Origin of the sequence: Roseburia sp. TF10-5 (assembly GCF_003462365.1) — a bacterium.
GTDB classification, from domain to species: Bacteria; Bacillota; Clostridia; order Lachnospirales; family Lachnospiraceae; genus Roseburia; species Roseburia faecis.
In genome coordinates this window covers 12,815-31,090 of sequence record NZ_QTYW01000021.1, presented here as the reverse complement: position 1 = coordinate 31,090, position 18,276 = coordinate 12,815, and the positions used below count along the sequence as shown (strand labels likewise).

Sequence of the window (18,276 nt, the reverse complement as noted above, 5' to 3'; positions counted from 1 at the left end):
ATGCTCCATTACTTACTATTTCATTTCTCCGGTCAGAATCTTTGCCGGATGATTCACCAAAAGCTGATCCGCATATTCCCTGCCAAATTTTTTTTCGATCAGCTCATAACATTTTCCCATATGATTGGCACGGTTTTTTATTCCATGGCTGTCCGATGCAATCGCATCCACACATTCTGCCTTCAGCATCTTTTTACAGTATTTCTTTGGACCCATACCCTCAAGTCCGAGTACCGCATCCGCATTCACCGTAATCCATGCCCCAAGATTGCGCAGCTCCTCTGCCAGCTGTAAATCTGCAAGTGCTCCATACCGCTCCACATGTGCAAATACCGGAATATATCCGTGCAGAACCAGTTTCTGCGTCATCTGGTAAATATAGGCATATTCACTGTCGTGCGAATACTCACACAACACATACCGCGAGCCGGCCATTGTCCGGCATCTGCCACTGTCAAGTGCCTCGACAATATGACTGTTCACATGGTATTCGGTGCCCAGTGCAAGATAAATTCCAAGTTTCTGTGCATACGGCTCCAGAATACGGAAATGTTCTTCAATTTCTTCCTTCGGATAAGCAAACATGCCGTGCCGGTAATGCGGTGTCAGGATCATTGCAGAAATGCCCTGCTCTTTTGCTGCCTCAAGCATCGCCACAGATTCTTCTATTGTTTTTGCTCCGTCGTCTACTCCGTACAGAAGGTGACAGTGAATATCGATCATGGTTTTCCTTGCCTTTACTTTTTTATACTTTATTATACTATATCGACCATTTTCTTGCAATCTTTGAGCCGTTTTTCCCTCTTTTGACACAACTTTTTGTATTTCTCGAATTTCCACAATTGATTTCCCGGCAAACATAGCGTATAATGGTCATGAAAAGCGAATAACACTTGACAAACTTCGGTTTTCGGGGTACGCTTATATGAGTCCATATAAGGACGGTACAATATTTGACCATCAGGCTCAGGCGGTGAGAGTACCGCACGCATAAACAAGTAGGCTTTATTCTCTGAACTGTCAGTATTACAGCTCAGTATGTCATAGATTTCATTGATCTGTTTTTTACAGCAAGCGCGATTGTCCAGCGCAGGGATTTGTTTTCACAACATGACATGCTGCCTGTTGAAAAGGCAGTACAGCAGATGCGGACTATTTGGATCAGGAATTCCTGCGGAGGGTTCCGGTATCCGTCGTGTGCTCACACCCCTGCCGGAGAGGTTAAACTCCGGAACTGCCTAGCAAGTCCGAATACAATTGAACAGAACAAACATATATTTATCTAAAAACCCTATGCATTATGCATAGGGTTTTTTGTTTCTTCTTTTCTGTTGTCCGTTACAAAGTAATGATTCCAAGTGCATTTAATACCGAACTGAATAAAATCAGCAGTACCAGTATCGGTGCAACATACTTGATCAATACAATATACAGTTTCTTACTCTTAAATTTCTGTGTGGAAGATTCCACTTCATCCATAATCGTCTCTGGTTTCACAATAAAACCGACAAATACACAGGTCAGGAATGCCACAATCGGCATAAGGACACTGTTGGATATAAAATCGAAGAAATCCAGAATACTCATTCCGTGAATGGAAAACCCACTCCAGATTCCAAATCCAAGAGAAGACGGAATTGCCATCAACACCGTATAAACGGTTACACAGACCGTAATAAATTTACGGCTTTTTTTTGTCTTATCCACGAAAATGGAAACCACTGTCTCCATCAGGGAAATGGACGATGTCAGTGCAGCAAACAATACCAGCACAAAAAATACCGTTCCGATCAGGTGTCCTCCCGCCATACTGTCAAACACTTTTGGCAGTGTAATAAACATTAGTGTCGGTCCTGCCTTCAGCGATACCTGATCTCCACCGGAAAACACAAACACGGACGGTACAATCATCAGTCCTGCCAGAAATGCAATTCCGGTATCAAAGATTTCGATATTCCGCACACTGCTCTCTATATCCTCATTTTTCTTCATATAGGAGCCATATGTAATCATAATGCCCATCGCCAGCGACATGGAATAAAACAGCTGTCCCAGTGCCGCCAGGAAAGCATTCGCACTGATCTTGGAAAGATCCGGCTTTAAGTAGTAGACAATTCCTGCCCCTGCTCCCGGACGGGTCACAACAAATACCGCAATAATAACGGAAAGGACTACCAGAAGCGGCATCAGCACTTTACTGATATTTTCAATTCCTTTATTTACGCCAAGCAGAATCACAACCGAAGTGGCAAGAATAAAAATTACCAGCCACATCACCGGTTCCCCGGTCTTTGCAATAAAATTTGAAAAATAATCATCTGCTGCCGCTGCATTTCCGCTTCCTGTAAGAAATGCCCATGCAAATTTGATGACCCATCCACCGATCACACAGTAATACGGAAGAATGATAATCGGCACAATGCTGGCAAGAATTCCAATAAAACCGCACTTTTCATGCAGTGTGCTGAATGCATACAGTGCACTTTTCCCGGTTTTTCTGCCCAGTGCAATTTCTGTGATCATAAGTGCAAATCCAAACGTAACCGCAAGGATCACATAGATCAGTAAAAAAGAACCTCCACCGTATTTTGCGGCAAGGTAAGGAAACCTCCACAGATTTCCAAGTCCGACAGCAGATCCCGCAGCGGCAAGAATAAAGCCCATTTTGCTGGAGAAACTGCTGCCATGTTTTTTGTGTTCGTTCATAACAGCCCCCTTAATCATAGTTTCAGGAGGCAGACCGTTTATAATTTAAACCGATATCCGACTCCCCAGATGGTCTCGATGTACTGCGGCTTGTTCGTATTCATCTCAATCTTCTCTCGAATCTTTTTGATGTGTACGGTAACCGTTGCAATATCACCGATAGATTCCATATCCCATATTTTACGGAACAATTCCTCTTTTGTAAATACATGATTTGGATTCTCTGCCAAAAAAGTCAACAAATCAAACTCTTTTGTCGTAAACTGTTTCTCTTCTCCATTGACCCATACCCGGCGCGCCGTCTTGTCTATTTTAATGCCCCGGATCTCAATGATATCATTTTGTGGCATATTGCTGCCGATCAGTCGCTCATACCGTGCCAGATGTGCCTTCACACGGGCTACAAGTTCACTCGGGGAAAATGGTTTTGTCACATAATCGTCTGCCCCCAGTCCGAGCCCGCGAATCTTGTCAATATCATCCTTTTTTGCAGAAACCATAAGGATTGGTGTGTTCTTTGTCTCACGGATCTTTTTACAGATTTCAAATCCATCCACTCCCGGAAGCATGAGATCTAAGATAAACAGATCAAACTCCTCATGCAGGGCTCTTTCGAGTCCTTTGGTTCCGTCATTTTCAATTTCCACTTCAAAGCCACTCAGTTCCAGATAATCTTTCTCCAGATCTGCAATAGCCACTTCATCTTCAACGATCAGTATTCTGCTCATTTGCTGTTACCTCCTGATATTTGCGTATTACAAAGTACATGGTGGTGCCGGAATCTTCTTTGCTGGTTGCCCAGATTTTCCCTCCATGATCCTCTATGATCTTTTTTACAATGGAAAGTCCGATTCCGCTGCCACCGGTTGCCGAATTTCTCGAAGCATCTGTCCGATAGAACCGGTCAAAAATATATGGCAGATCTTTCTGGGCGATTCCCCTTCCATTGTCTTCGATTTCTACCTGAATAAAATCCCCGACATCCTTAATCCGGATGTTGATGAATTTTTCCGTTTTATTCATATATTTTACGGAATTTCCTATAATATTATTGATTACTCTGCGCAGCTGCTCCGGATCTGCAATAATCTGGGTATCCGGTGTTGCATAATTAAAATAGGACAGGGCAATCCCCTTTGCCTCCAGATCCAGTCCGATTTCTTCCACACAATCCTTAAAATATGCGGCAACGTTCAGCTTTGCAAAATCATATGGAATACGGTTGGTGTCGATCTTGGAATACAGTGTCAGTTCATTGATCAGTGTATCCATCTCATTTGCTTTATTGTAAATGGTACGGATATACTTATCTAATTTCTCCGGCGTATTGGCTACTCCATCCATGATGCCTTCCGAATAGCCCTTTACCGCCGTAATCGGTGTTTTCAGGTCATGGGCAATGTTGCTGATCAGCGTGCGGTTTTCTTTTTCGTTGCTTAGTTTTTCCTCTGCATTATCTTTTAAGCGCTGACGCATCTGTTCAAAGGTCGTGCAAAGTTCCCCGATCTCATCGTCGCCTCCGGTATCCAACGCAAAATCGAGATTTCCTTCTTTGATATTTTCTGCCGCAACGCGCAGTTTCTGGATCGGTGTAATCATGCTCCGGTAGATCCACACAATCATCATGATCGCTGTCAGTAACAGAATGATTACCACACAGATAATCCCCCATAAAATAAACTGGCGGATCTCCTGCCCGGTAGCATCAAAAGACGTGACTATATACGCCGTACATTTTTCTCCCGAATCCAGCTTAAAATCTGCCTGTTTTACCAGAATTTCATCGTCCCGGTCGATATATTTGTCCACTCCCTGTTTCGAACTGTTTGCCCCATATACCGGAAGTTCCGAAAGAATCTTTTCATTATCACTTCCCCCATTGAAAGAAATATTCTCCCCGATTCTTACCACCAGATAGGAATATTTCTGTTCCAGGCTCTCATTGATCTCACTAAGATACGAAACGTCCTCCATTTTTGAAGGAGATAACTTTATGGTCTTTTTGATCTTTTCAAAATCCGGTGCAGTATAACGGTTTAACATCGGTACAGAATTGATAATACTATAGGCATCCGCATTCTTAATTCCATACGTCTGCTCAATCACATGCGACTGAAAATTACAATAGGCGCTGATCGTGGCAATCGCCAGGATCGATGGCACAAAGATAATAATACAGAACGAAATGATCAGTTTGGTTTTTATCTTCATTCGTATTCCTTCCCTGTAAAAAAATAAGACACAGAACAAACTCTGTGTCTTATTATATCATTCTTTTATAAAAAATTATGTAAACTTTTCATAAATTAAAGGTACTTCTTTAAAGCCTCTGCCTTGTTTGTTGCCTCCCATGGGAGATTTAAGTCATTGCGTCCGAAGTGACCATAAGCAGCTGTCTGACGGTAAATCGGACGGCGCAGATCCAGCATCTTGATAATTCCTGCCGGACGAAGATCAAAGTTCTCACGTACAATCTTTACCAGCTCATCATCTGCGATCTTTCCTGTACCGAATGTATCAACCATGACAGAAGTAGGCTGTGCAACACCGATGGCGTAAGATAACTGAATCTCACACTTATCAGCAAGACCTGCTGCAACAATGTTCTTTGCAACATAACGTGCAGCATATGCTGCGGAACGGTCAACCTTTGTGCAGTCTTTTCCGGAAAAAGCTCCGCCGCCGTGACGTGCATATCCACCATAGGTATCAACGATGATCTTACGACCGGTCAGACCTGCATCTCCGTGTGGTCCGCCGATTACGAAACGTCCGGTCGGATTGATAAAGAATTTGGTATCTCCATCGATCAGCTCCTTTGGAAGGATCGGATCAAAGACATATTTCTTAATATCCTCATGGATCTGTTCCTGGGTAACGTCCTCATCATGCTGGGTAGATAAAACAACTGCCTCAAGTCTCTTTGGCTTTCCTGCTTCATCATACTCTACAGAAACCTGTGTCTTTCCATCCGGACGAAGGTAGGTAAGTGTTCCGTCTTTACGAACCTTTGTAAGCTGTAATGCCAGCTTGTGTGCCAGCGAAATCGGATATGGCATAAATTCCGGTGTCTCATTGGTTGCATATCCAAACATCATTCCCTGATCTCCGGCGCCGGTATCCAGATCATCTGTCAGCTCGCCCTCTTTTGCCTCAAGTGCCTTGTCAACACCCATGGCAATATCTGCGGACTGCTGATCTAAAGCTACCATAACCGCACAGGTATGTCCGTCAAAACCGGTCTTTGCATCGTTGTATCCGATCTCGTTTACAGTCTTTCTTACAATTGCAGGAATATCAAGAGTTGCCTTTGTTGTAATTTCTCCTGTAACAAGTACGAAACCGGTACAGCTTGCTGCCTCACAGGCTACACGGCTCATCGGGTCCTGCTCCATGCATGCATCCAGAATGGCATCTGAAATCGCATCACACATTTTGTCAGGATGTCCTTCTGTAACGGACTCTGATGTGAATAATAATTTTTCCATTGCTTTTTGTTTCTCCTCTCTTGTTTTATACAGAAATAAAAAAAACCGCCTCGCAGCGGATTGATCTAAAGATAATCAAATCCCCTTATTGTTCGATTAACTCGCTCAGGTTGGCACCTTCCAAAACAGGGGTTGCCGTGACTTCACAGATCCTATGTATCTCCATCACTCTGAATAAGAGAAAGCTTACAATATTAAATTTGAAATATCCAAGTGCTACCATACTCCAGTTTCTTTCATCTGTCAAGCCCTAAAAGATTGACTTTTGCGTGAAATAATTCTATACTTTTGTATATACGTTACATACGGAGAGATAAAAAATGATAAAAATTGAGACAAAACAACTACAGGAAGGTGCCATCCTTGCACAGCCTGTGATCACACCGCTTGGACAGCCGTTGGCTCCCGCCGGTTCTGCTGTAACCCGTCAGCTGATCAACCGCATGAAACTGTACCGTGTGGAATATGCAGAAATTGAGGGCGAAGAACCTGCTCCGCAGGAGGAGGCTCCAAAGCCTGTAAAAGAAGCAAAAACATACGCCCAGGAAAGCAAAACACACTCACAGAAAGTCGCCGGTTCCAGTGAATTCCGCACGTTCCAGATTGAGTATGTTCAGGCAATTGAGCTGATGAAACAGATGTATACCGCAGCCATCAAGGATAACAAACCGATTGACTCGCAAAAACTTCTGGGCAGTGTCGCAGATCTGTTCCAGTCCCGCAACACCATCGTTGAAATGTTTGATATGCTTTACAACATGCGTACTGTGGCCGATTCGGTTTATGCGCACAGTCTCAACGTTGCACTCATTTCACGAATGATCGGCCGCTGGCTGCGTTTTGAACGTCACGATCTGGACATTCTTACGCTTGCCGGACTGATGCACGATATCGGAAAACTGCTGATTCCTTCCGATATCTTAAATAAGCCGGGATCTCTGACCGATGAGGAGTTTGCAAAAATCAAACAGCACCCGGCACTCGGATACGAGATTTTAAAACGTCAGCCGGATCTGGATTCCCGTATCAAAAAAGCTGCCCTGATGCATCACGAGCGCTGTGATGGAAGCGGCTATCCGACCGGATTGACGGAAGATTACATTGACAATTTTGCAATGATCGTTGCAATTGCCGATGTGTACGATGCCATGACAGCGGCACGTTCCTATCGCTCTCCGTTGTGTCCGTTCGAAGTGATCAGTAAATTTGAAGAAGATGGTTTCCAGAAATACCATACAAAATATATTCTGGTTTTCTTAAAGCAGATTGCCAGCACTTACCAGAGTAACCGCGTCATCTTAAGTGACGGAAGGGGATGTACCATTGTCATGTTAAATCAGAATGCACTGTCCCGTCCGATTGTCCAGTTTGATGATAAATCCTGTCTGGATCTTTCCACCGCTAGCCGCGACCTCTATATCAAAGCGGTTTTATAAATTTTTCAAATGAAAAGGGAGTGTGAAAACATACCAATGTTTTTCACACTCCCTTTTTTACCCGTTCTTTTTATTTATGAAACTTTCAGAATAAACTTCTGAATTTCTTTTTCATCCGATACCTTTTCAATCTGTGCCCCAATGCCGCGCAGCTTCTGATCAAATTCTTCGTATCCACGCTCGATAAAATAAATATCATCAATCACCGTAATTCCCTCTGCCACCAGACCGGCAATCACCAGCGCTGCTCCCGCACGCAGATCCGGCGCATTCACCCTGGCACCTGTATAACGGGTCACTCCATTGATAATGGCAATATTGCTCTCTACCTTGATATTGGCTCCCATACGCGTCAGTTCATCCACATATTTGAAACGGTTTTCAAAAATGCTCTCCGTAACTGTACTGGTTCCCTCTGCAATTCCCAGAATTACTGCCATCTGTGGCTGCATATCTGTCGGGAATCCCGGATACGGAAGTGTTGTCACCTGTGTGTGATGCAGTTTTCCATCCGAAATAATCCGAACCGCATCATCGAACTCCTCAACTTTGCATCCTGCCTCCACAAGTTTGGCGGTTGTTGCTTCCAGATGTTTCGGAATAACATCCTTTACCAGCACATCTCCCCCTGCTGCCGCTGCCGCAAACATAAAGGTTCCTGCCTCTATCTGATCCGGGATAACCGAATACTCTGTCTTATGCAGCTTCTCCACACCGACAATACGGATAACATCCGTTCCTGCACCACGGATATTCGCACCCATACTGTTTAAGAAATTTGCCACGTCTACCACATGAGGCTCTTTTGCTGCATTTTCAATTACGGTTTTTCCTTCTGCCATGGATGCTGCCATCATAATATTGATCGTTGCTCCAACCGATACTTTATCCAGATAAATATGTGTTCCGTTTAATTTTTCTGCCTCTGCAATAACAAGACCATGTGCAATATCCACTTCTGCTCCCATTGCACGAAATCCTTTGATATGCAGATCAATCGGTCTGCTTCCGATATCGCATCCGCCCGGAAGAGCCACTTCCGCCTTTTTGTATTTTCCAAGAAGTGCACCGATCAAATAATAGGACGCACGGATTCTACGGATAAATTCATTGTCCACCGTCACGTCTTTGATAAATGAACCGTTGATCTTTACGGTATGTGCATCAATACGGTCTACCATTGCACCGATCTCTGCAATCGCCTGCAATAATACATTAATATCTCTCACGTTCGGCAAATTTTCGATTGTAACCGTTTCATCCGTCATGATCGCAGCTGCAAGAATTGCCAGTGCCGCATTCTTTGCCCCGCCGATTTCTACCTCACCATTCAGCGGATTTCCGCCTTTGATTACATATTGTTCCATATCTCACCTCAATAAACGCCCTATTTCGTATAGTACGCTACCCTACTATCTATCCTATTCATCTAGTGTAAATTTGTGATACCATCCACAATCTGTTCAACGGTCTGTTCGATATCCAGCCCCGTCTCCGAAATCCGGATATCCGCATATTTTTCATACAGCGGCGTGCGCTCCAGATACAGATCATATAACGTCTGTCCGTCTCTTAAAACAACACCCCTGCCTTTGATATCTTCCAGACGCTTTTCCAGCTCCGGATATGCCACCTCAAGATATATAACTGTTCCGATTTCCTGCAGATGCTCCATAGCTTCTTTTCCGTAGACGACACTGCCTCCGGTTGCAATAATTGCATGATGTGCCTCAAGTGTCGCATTCACACGGTTTTCTACCTGAATGAACCCTTCGGTTCCCTCTTCTGCAATGATCTCACGAAGCAGGCGCTTCTCCTGCTCCTGAATGACTAAATCTGCATCTATAAACTGATATCCCAGCACCTTAGCAAGGATAACGCCGACGGTGCTCTTACCCACCCCCGGCATTCCAATTAACACAATGTTATCTTTTTGCATTACTGTGTACTCTCTGCATTCTGTGTTTCTGTGGAAGTCTGTGTCTCTGTAGAGGCATTCGGGTCCTGCTGTGTCAGGGAATTCTTAAATGAAATCTTTGCAACATTCTTTTTATTGACCTTCCAGCCGTCTTTTTTCTGCCAGCCCTCCAGCACTTCATTGTAGTGGTCACTTTTACGTTTGTCAATAATATTCTGACGATTTTTTTCTGTAGCGTCTTTGTCTGTTTCACTGTCCAGACGAACAATATATAATGCACTGTCTGTTTCAATCACATCGGAAGTTTCTCCTTCTTTCAAATCATCCAATGCCTTTTTCACAGATGTATCCAATGTGGAATCATCGGATGCATACGCACCGGTAGTGGTCTGCTGATCCTCATCCTTTGCAGCATCTTCGAGAGTTTTTCCATTCTTTACCGCATCTTCGATTTTGTTTGCGGTCTCCTTCAGCTGCTTTTTCTCATCATCGGTATATTCTACGGTATTTCCGCTGTCATTCTGATGGGAAGTTGTAGAAATAGTCATCATCGTATAACCGCGCTCATTTGCCTCTTCATCCGTCACATTGGTATCTGCTTCTGCCTCGATGGCTTTCTGCATCTTGCTGCGGATGGTGTAGAGCGTAAGCAGTTCCTCCACGGTATCTTCGTCTGCAGTCATCTCCTTGAGTGCCTCGGAAGAATTATCGCTGATAAACTGCTGTGCAGCTTTTTTGATTGCTGCCTTTTCGTCTTTTGTCACACTCACATCATAGTCTTTCATATGTGCCTGTAACGTATACATCTCATGAAGCTGTTCCATAACGGAATCTTTCATGGTGTCTTCCATGGTTGTTCCGTTTCCATATAAATCCTTGCTCCAGAGCTCACTGCTGCTTTTGGCCCCCATCATGCTCTTATAATAATCTTCTACATTTGCCTGCTGATAACGGCATGTAAAGTTTGCCATGCCCATCGTGACGGTCTGATTTTTCATGCTTGCTGCCGTCGCACCTGTATTTATACCACATCCGGTAAAAGCTGCTGCGCAGATTGCACCAGCTAAAATAATCGCTGTAACTTTTTTTGCTTTCATAGTTCCTCCCGGGAGTTTCTTTTCACCTATATACCAGAGTATTATAATTCTTTTCCCTACATCAGGCAAGCACTTTTACGGCTCCGCACACAAAAAAACGTGCATTTGTTCCAATAATTGCCTGAGAACTTCCAGAATTTCCCTGTTCTTTTCCCTTGAATTTGCTCCCAGACGGTAAGTGAAGTACGGTCCCTTCGGATCTGCCGCAAATTTCAGTGATGGAGCAAATGTTTTTACCAGCTCCGGAATACGCTGTGCATGAATCTTTGCTTTTTCGTACATTAGGATTTTTAACAGATCTTCTCTTTGAACAATTTCCTTAATATATACACTGTGGGCAACCGCTTTGAGTCTGGCAATTGTCAGCAGATTCTGCACGGACTTCGGAGGCTCTCCAAAACGGTCAATCAGTTCTTCGAGCATTTCCTCCGCTTCCTCATCCGTTTCAATTCCGGCGATCCGCTTATACATATCCAGTTTCTGCGACTCATTTGCAATATATGTGGACGGAATAAATGCATCCGTCCGGATATCAACGGAAGTCTCAAACTGTTCGGCCGGTGCTTCTCCCCGGGCTTCTTTCACCGCTTCGTGAAGCATCTTGCAGTACAGATCATATCCAACCGCCTCCATGTGACCGCTCTGTTCGGCTCCCAGCAGATTTCCGGCTCCCCGGATCTCCAGGTCCCGCATGGCAATCTTAAATCCGCTGCCCAGATCCGAATACTCCCGGATGGCAGCCAGTCGTTTTTCCGCCACCTCTTTGAGCATTTTGTTTCTGCGGTACATAAGAAACGCATACGCCGTACGATTGGATCTGCCGACCCGCCCGCGCAGCTGATACAGCTGGGAAAGCCCCATATTATCCGCGTCATGAATGATCATGGTATTGACATTTGAGATATCCAGTCCCGTCTCTATGATTGTCGTTGATACCAGTACATCAATGTCTCCATTGATAAACCGGTACATGATATCCTCCAGCTGGTTTTCTCTCATCTGTCCATGAGCAAATGCCACATTTGCCTCCGGCACCAGCTCCTGAATGCGTGACGTCACTTCATCAATATCCCTTACTTTGTTATACACATAATATACCTGTCCGCCACGGGCAAGTTCCCGCGTGATTGCCTCCCGGACCAGTTCCTCATTATATTCCATGACATACGTCTGAATAGGGACACGGTCCATCGGCGGTTCCTCTAAAACGCTCATATCCCGGATTCCGATCAGGCTCATGTGAAGTGTCCGCGGAATCGGTGTGGCAGTAAGTGTCAGCACATCCACATTGGTCTTTAACTGTTTGATTTTTTCTTTGTGAGCCACACCAAACCGTTGTTCCTCGTCCACGACAAGAAGCCCAAGATCTTTAAACTGCACATCTTTTGACAGAATCCGGTGTGTTCCCACAATAATATCCACCTGTCCTTTTTTCAGATCACTGATGGTCTTCTTCTGCTGCGCTGCCGTGCGGAAACGGCACAACAGATCCACCCGGACAGGGAAATCCTTCATTCTCTGGGAAAACGTATTATAAATCTGCTGGGCAAGAATGGTTGTCGGCGCAAGGTATGCCACCTGTTTATTCTCCTGCACTGCTTTGAAAGCTGCACGGATCGCAATCTCCGTCTTTCCGTAACCGACATCCCCGCAGATCAGCCGGTCCATAATCTTATGACTCTCCATATCCCGCTTGGTTGCATCAATGGCAAGCACCTGATCTTCGGTCTCTTCAAACGGGAACAGTTCTTCAAACTCTCTCTGCCATACCGTATCTGGTCCATACATATAGCCATTCTGTTCTTCCCGCTCGGCATATAATTTCACCAGATCCTGTGCGATCTGACGCACGGCTCCACGCACTTTTCCCTTGGTTTTTGTCCACTCCTGGCTTCCAAGTTTATTGAGTTTTGGTTTTCTTGCGTCTTTCCCCGCATATTTCTGGATCTGGTCAAGCTGTGTTGCAAGAATATACAGATTGGAGCCTCCCGCATATTCGATCTTGATGTAATCTTTCACCTTTCGGTCAACTTCTATCTTTTCAATTCCTTTGTAGATACCAAGCCCATGATTTTCATGTACAACATAATCCCCGACACTCAGATCCGTAAACTGCTGGATTTTTTCGCCCTCATAGGTACGGTGCCGCTTCTTTTTCTTTTTTTCTTCCCCGAAAATATCCGTATCCGTAATCACTGCAAACTGCAGGATCGGATATTCATACCCCTGATGCACTTTTCCGTAGCAGACCATGATCTGTCCTGCCACCAGATCGTGATCGTAATCTTCCGTATAAAAACAGTTGAGTCCTTCGTTTAAAATATCCTCTGCCAGACGCTTCGCGCGTGTGCGGGAACCGGAAAGTAAAATAATACGGTATCCGTTTTTTTTGTATTTCTTCAGGTCTGCGATCAGAAGTTCAAAGCTGTTATTGTATGCGCTTACGCTCTTTACATGAATGCCGAACTGCCCATTGGATTTTAATCCGCAGGTCTTGATATCCAGTGCGGAAACCGCACAGCAGGAATATTTTTCAAGCCTTCCCATGATTTCCTTATAGCCAAACAGTTCGTTCATCTGCCCCGGCAGAATATACCCCATTTCCAGACGCTGCTTCATGCTCTCCGAAAATTCCAGTTCCGTCTGCCGTCCGCGTTCCGCGCTCCGGCTCAGCTCATCGAAAAACACAAATGTATCTGCCGGATCAAAATAATCCAGAAGGCTCCACCGTTCCCTGCAGAAATAGGACAAAAAAGCATCCATTCCCGCGGTTTCCGACAATTCTTCCCATTCCTGTGCCAGTTCTTTTGCCTGTGACAGTGCCCGATAGGCTTCCTCGGTTTTCATTTCTTTCCGCAATTTATCGGAAAAAGCTTCTGCTTCCTTTAACAGTCTGCGGATACCTTCTGCTTTCTCTTCGGTCGAAAGAACCAGTTCACATGCCGGATATACCACAAGCTTTTCTATATTTTCAATAGATTTCTGACTTTCCACATCAAAGGTGCGAAGGGTATCTACTTCATCATCCCACAGTTCAATCCGGACCGGATTTTCTTCCGTCAGCGGAAAAATATCAAGAATTCCACCTCTTAATGCAAACTGACCGATATTATCCACCTGATACTGCCGTTCATATCCCATCCGCACCAGCTGTTCCACAAGTGCATCCAGATCCAGGGTATCTCCCTGTGCAATATGCAGCACACTGTCCCACACCTGTGCATCCCTTGGCATCGTATTCATCAGGGCATCAAATGTTGTGATCACCGTCACCTGTTCGTTTTCATGAATTGCCCGCAATGCACTGATCCGCTCTGCGGTAAGAAGGTTTCCGCGGATATCCGATTGATAAAACAGCACATCCTTTGCCGGATAATACACCACTGACGGATCAAAAAAACGATAGTCGTCATACAATTCTTTCGCTTTCTGCTCATGAAACGTTACGATCAGACGCCGGCTGCGCGTCCTTCCAAGCGTGTAAATCATATGTGGCTTCTGTGCATCAATACAGCCACTGATGGTCACCAGTCCCGGCTGCATGGCCGCTTTTGTCATATCTTCATATCCGCTCAATTCCTGCAACGGTTCTATAAATGCTTTCACTTACTTTGTATTCTCCTGCTTTTTTGCATTAAAATCATTCATTGCCTTGTCTGCTTCCCCCTGAATCATCAGGACTGCTGCATCTTCCGCATCCCGTATGGCTTCTTCCACCCTTGCACGGTCCTCCCCGGAAAAACGGCCAAGCACATGGTCTGCCAGATCCCATCCCTGTGGCTTTTCCCCCACACCGACTTTAATTCGCATAAAGTTTGAGGTTCCCACACTTGAAATAATGCTCTTGATTCCATTATGCCCACCTGCACTGCCTTTTTTGCGCACACGGATATTTCCCGGTGCCAAAGAGATGTCATCAAAAATAATCAGCATTTCGCTCTCCGGATCAAGCTTATAGAAATTCACGATTTCTGCGATGCTTTCTCCGCTTAAATTCATATAGGTCTGCGGTTTGGCCAGGATGACTTTTACGCCTTCGATCACACCGCTTCCACACAGCGCTTTATGTTTTTTCTCCGTGATGCTGATGTTGTATTTTTCTGCCAGTGCATCGACGGTATCAAATCCAATATTATGTCTTGTTTTTTCGTATTTCTTGTCCGGATTTCCAAGTCCTGCAATTAAAAACATGTATCCAATTCTCCTTTTATTTGAATTTTTGTCCGTTAATTACGAAAGGTACCGCCGGGTGGCTCCCGTGTGGTGGCTGGGCTGCTGCTTCCTGTGGCGTGCGATTCAGACAGAATCTTAGAATTTGCGAAAATGATTGCGTGGCTCTAATTTTGTGTCCGGGCAACGTTTCGACAGCGGCGCGGCTTGTGTCCGTCTGGCAGGGATGCGCTCAGAATTTCTAGTCTGCCTAAGCGGAGCACTTCAAAAATTTTATTGCGCCCGCTCCCGGTTGTGTCTCCCTATGAACACTTTGACAGTCCTTTCATAAATGTGGTCGCAAACCGACCCGCGGGCACAGTATTTTGAAGCACTCCGCTAAGGCAGACACGAAATCCTTCGGACGCGTCCCTGCCAGACGGACACAAGCCGCGCCGCTGTCGAAACTTGAACGAACGCAAATCATCAAAGGAGCCACGCGGTCATTTTCTGCAGATTCTTGATTCTGGATGTTGAGCACGCCACAGGAAGCAGCAGCCCCAGCCACCACACGGGAGCCGCCCATCCATAAGTTTCGCAATTACGGATTCAAAAAGTCTGTAATTAAGAAAAGGACCATGGATTACTCCACAGTCCCATTTCTCTTATTTTAATCGTTTATTCCTTCTCCTGCAAGACCTCTTCATACTTTTTCAGTATCAATCCCTGAATCTGATCCCTTGTCGCGGAATTGATCGGATGTGCGATATCCCGGAAATCTCCGTCGCCGGCTTTTCTGCTCGGCATCGCGATAAACAATCCTTTTTCCCCTTCGATCACTTTGATATCATGTACGACAAATTCATCATCGATTGTGATAGATACCACGGCTTTCATCTTGCCTTCTTTTTCCACTTTGCGAATTCTAACGTCTGTAATCTGCATATGTATCCCCCTTCTAGTCTCTCCCTAGAGCATATATCTTTCGTTGTTTTCTGCAACAATCCGGACAGCATCGTCTCCGGAATAAAATGTATTTGCCCGAAGCGTTCCATGGCTCTCCACAATGCAGTTTTCTACATGCGTATTATCACCAATATATGCATCATTCAAGATAATCGAATTCTTGATCACGCAATTTTTTCCTACAAACGCTTTCTTAAACAAAACAGAATTTTCTACCCTGCCGTTTATAATACATCCACTGGCGATCAGACTGTTGCTGACATCCGATCCCATATTGTATTTTGCCGGCGGAAGATCATCCACTTTCGAATAAATCTTCGGCTCTTCGCGGAAAAAGTACTTTCTCACATCCGGTTTCAAAAAGTCCATATTTGTACGGAAGTAATCATCTACACTTGCAATATTACTCCAGTAACTATTCAGTTTATATCCATACACACGCTTTACATTGCGGTAACGCACCAGCACATCCGTAACAAAATCAAACCGGTTTTCCTCCGCTGATTTTTCGAGAATTTCGATCAGCTGTCTTCTCCGGATAATATACACTCCTGTGGAAATCGTATTGGATTGTGCCACCAGCGGTTTTTCCTCAAAATCCGTGATCCGAGAATCTTCATTCATACGGACGACTCCGAAACGGCTGACATCCGCATCCGCCGGCATATCCTTGCACGCAATGGTAATATCTGCTTTCTTTGCGATATGAAACTCCAGCAGGTCATTGTAATCCATCTTATACACACAGTCACCGCTGGATATGATCACATACGGTTCGTGACGGTTTTTCAGGAAATCAATATTCTGATACATGGCATCTGCCGTGCCACGATACCAGTCACTGTTTTCTGCCGTAACGGTTGGTGTAAACAGATACAGACCACCCTGTTTTCTTCCGAAATCCCACCATTTTGAAGAACTTAAATGTTCATTCAGTGAACGGGAATTATACTGTGTGAGTACAGCAACTGTCTGTACATGCGAATTGCTCATATTACTTAAGACAAAGTCAATGCAGCGGAAACTTCCGCCGACCGGCATCGCCGGAATCGCACGTTTTCTGGACAGTTCTCCCATCCGGTTGTTATTGCCACCCGCCAAAATAATTCCTACTGCTTTCATTTTCTGTCACCTGCCTTAATAATTACTTCGCCGCCTGCCAATACCCCGTCTGGATAATCTTCTTTTACAGTCACACCGGAAATGGCAGTGTTTTTGCCCACCTTTACATTCTCCGGAACAACAGAATCGTCTCCAATCGTTACCAGTCCAAACGAATAAACACTCTCGTTTAATTTGTTTGGTGCTGCTTCTCCTATTCCCAATGTTACCCCATCTTCAATTCTGCAGTTTTCTGCAATTATGGATTTGTCGATCGTTACATCCCTGCCGATACTGGTATCCTTCATAATAATGGAATCCCGCACGACAGCCCCCGGTCCAATATATACGTTTGGTCCGATTACCGAATTGATCACCGCTCCATGGATCTCTGCTGCCTCCCCAATAATGCAGCGCTCCACTTTTGCCCCCGGTGCTATGTACTGCGGCTCAATCGTATCGCACTTCGTGTAAATCTTCCAGAATTCCTCGTAAAGATTGAATTCCGGAATCAGATCGATCAGCTCCATATTGGCTTCCCAGTACGAGCCAAGTGTTCCCACATCCTTCCAGTAACCGTTGAACTCATATGCAAAAAGCCTCTTGTTGTTTTTGAAGCAATACGGAATAATATGCTTTCCGAAATCACAGCTCTGCTGATCTTTTAATTCGATAAGAGCATCTCTTAATACTTTCCAGGAGAAAATATAAATTCCCATGGATGCCAGATTACTCCGCGGTTTTTCCGGTTTTTCCTCAAAATCCTGAATCTTTTTGTTTTCATCCGCAATCACAATTCCGAAACGGCTTGCCTCCTCCATGGAAACAGGCATCGTCGCAATCGTCACATCCGCATGATTTGCCTTATGGAAGTCCAGCATAACCTCATAATCCATCTTATAAATATGATCTCCGGAAAGGATCAGAACATATTCCGGATTATAACTTTCCATATAGCGCAGATTCTGATAAATGGCATTGGCTGTACCGGTATACCATTCACTGTTATTGCTTCTCTCATACGGTGGAAGTACGGTCACTCCACCATTATTCCGATCGAGATCCCACGGAATGCCGATGCCGATATGTGTGTTCAGCCGGAGTGGCTGATACTGCGTCAGCACACCAACCGTATCAATTCCGGAATTGATACAATTGCTGAGTGGAAAATCGATAATTCTGTACTTGCCGCCAAATGCTACCGCCGGTTTGGCGACGTCCGATGTCAGAACTCCAAGTCTGCTGCCCTGACCGCCTGCTAAAAGCATGGCTATCATTTCTTTCTTAATCACGTCATCACTCCTCGTCTGTTCTAAATATTATGTTTGTTTCTTACTATTACCGTAGTATATCATATTATCCTTTTATGTACAACAGTTTATACAAAAATGCTGAGTTTTTTTGTTGTTTTTTGG

14 protein-coding genes and 1 riboswitch are annotated in these 18,276 nt (G+C 44.7%); of the genes, 1 reads left to right on the top strand and 13 read right to left on the bottom strand.

Annotated features, from left to right (window positions below; translation table 11 throughout):
* Positions 1-15: 15 nt before the first annotated feature.
* The 5 genes from DXD06_RS14730 to metK all read right to left on the bottom strand — a co-directional run bounded on the left by DXD06_RS14730 (position 16) and on the right by metK (position 6,194).
* A complete protein-coding gene (locus tag DXD06_RS14730) occupies positions 16-723 on the bottom strand; it encodes a CpsB/CapC family capsule biosynthesis tyrosine phosphatase (RefSeq protein WP_117832793.1) in 708 nt (235 codons plus the stop codon).
* Between the two features lie 615 nt (positions 724-1,338).
* On the bottom strand, positions 1,339-2,706 hold the full coding sequence (locus DXD06_RS14725) for a sodium-dependent transporter (protein ID WP_117832791.1): 1,368 nt from the start codon (positions 2,704-2,706) through the stop codon (positions 1,339-1,341).
* Positions 2,707-2,744: 38 nt separating this feature from the next.
* A complete protein-coding gene (locus tag DXD06_RS14720) occupies positions 2,745-3,434 on the bottom strand; it encodes a response regulator transcription factor (RefSeq protein ID WP_022045823.1) in 690 nt (229 codons plus the stop codon).
* Entirely contained in the window at positions 3,412-4,917 is a 1,506-nt protein-coding gene (locus tag DXD06_RS14715; protein WP_117832789.1) for a sensor histidine kinase, read from the bottom strand. Before DXD06_RS14715 ends, DXD06_RS14720 begins: the two co-directional genes overlap by 23 nt.
* Positions 4,918-5,012: 95 nt before the next feature.
* The gene (gene metK / locus DXD06_RS14710; RefSeq protein WP_022046305.1) at positions 5,013-6,194 is read right to left on the bottom strand and encodes a methionine adenosyltransferase; all 1,182 of its coding nucleotides are present in this window, start codon (positions 6,192-6,194) and stop codon (positions 5,013-5,015) included.
* A gap of 82 nt (positions 6,195-6,276) precedes the next feature.
* Positions 6,277-6,375, bottom strand: a riboswitch (SAM riboswitch).
* 139 nt (positions 6,376-6,514) lie between these two features.
* Here metK and DXD06_RS14705 point away from each other — a divergent pair.
* On the top strand, positions 6,515-7,630 hold the full coding sequence (locus DXD06_RS14705; protein WP_055264037.1) for an HD-GYP domain-containing protein: 1,116 nt from the start codon (positions 6,515-6,517) through the stop codon (positions 7,628-7,630).
* Between the two features lie 74 nt (positions 7,631-7,704).
* Here the strand turns inward: DXD06_RS14705 and DXD06_RS14700 are convergent, their stop codons facing one another.
* The 8 genes from DXD06_RS14700 to DXD06_RS14665 form a co-directional block, all read right to left on the bottom strand.
* Positions 7,705-8,997 (bottom strand): UDP-N-acetylglucosamine 1-carboxyvinyltransferase, encoded by a 1,293-nt coding sequence (locus DXD06_RS14700; protein WP_117832787.1) that lies wholly within the window; start codon positions 8,995-8,997, stop codon positions 7,705-7,707.
* 62 nt (positions 8,998-9,059) lie between these two features.
* Complete coding sequence (locus tag DXD06_RS14695; protein ID WP_022046302.1) at positions 9,060-9,569, bottom strand: shikimate kinase; 510 nt, start codon at positions 9,567-9,569, stop codon at positions 9,060-9,062.
* Entirely contained in the window at positions 9,569-10,645 is a 1,077-nt protein-coding gene (locus tag DXD06_RS14690) for a peptidylprolyl isomerase (RefSeq protein ID WP_117832785.1), read from the bottom strand. The genes DXD06_RS14695 and DXD06_RS14690 overlap by 1 nt, the downstream gene beginning before the upstream one ends.
* Before the next feature lie 75 nt (positions 10,646-10,720).
* On the bottom strand, positions 10,721-14,251 hold the full coding sequence (gene mfd, locus DXD06_RS14685) for a transcription-repair coupling factor (protein WP_117832784.1): 3,531 nt from the start codon (positions 14,249-14,251) through the stop codon (positions 10,721-10,723).
* Positions 14,252-14,836: an aminoacyl-tRNA hydrolase gene (gene pth, locus DXD06_RS14680; RefSeq protein ID WP_022046299.1), complete on the bottom strand. Its 585-nt coding sequence runs from the start codon at positions 14,834-14,836 to the stop codon at positions 14,252-14,254. It lies immediately after the preceding gene.
* Between the two features lie 636 nt (positions 14,837-15,472).
* Entirely contained in the window at positions 15,473-15,739 is a 267-nt protein-coding gene (gene spoVG / locus DXD06_RS14675; RefSeq protein WP_022046298.1) for a septation regulator SpoVG, read from the bottom strand.
* Between the two features lie 24 nt (positions 15,740-15,763).
* Positions 15,764-16,882, bottom strand: coding sequence for a glucose-1-phosphate adenylyltransferase subunit GlgD (glgD, locus tag DXD06_RS14670; protein WP_117832782.1), 1,119 nt, complete (start codon positions 16,880-16,882; stop codon positions 15,764-15,766).
* Complete coding sequence (locus DXD06_RS14665; RefSeq protein WP_082413942.1) at positions 16,879-18,138, bottom strand: glucose-1-phosphate adenylyltransferase; 1,260 nt, start codon at positions 18,136-18,138, stop codon at positions 16,879-16,881. The genes glgD and DXD06_RS14665 overlap by 4 nt, the downstream gene beginning before the upstream one ends.
* Between the last annotated feature and the right edge of the window lie 138 nt (positions 18,139-18,276).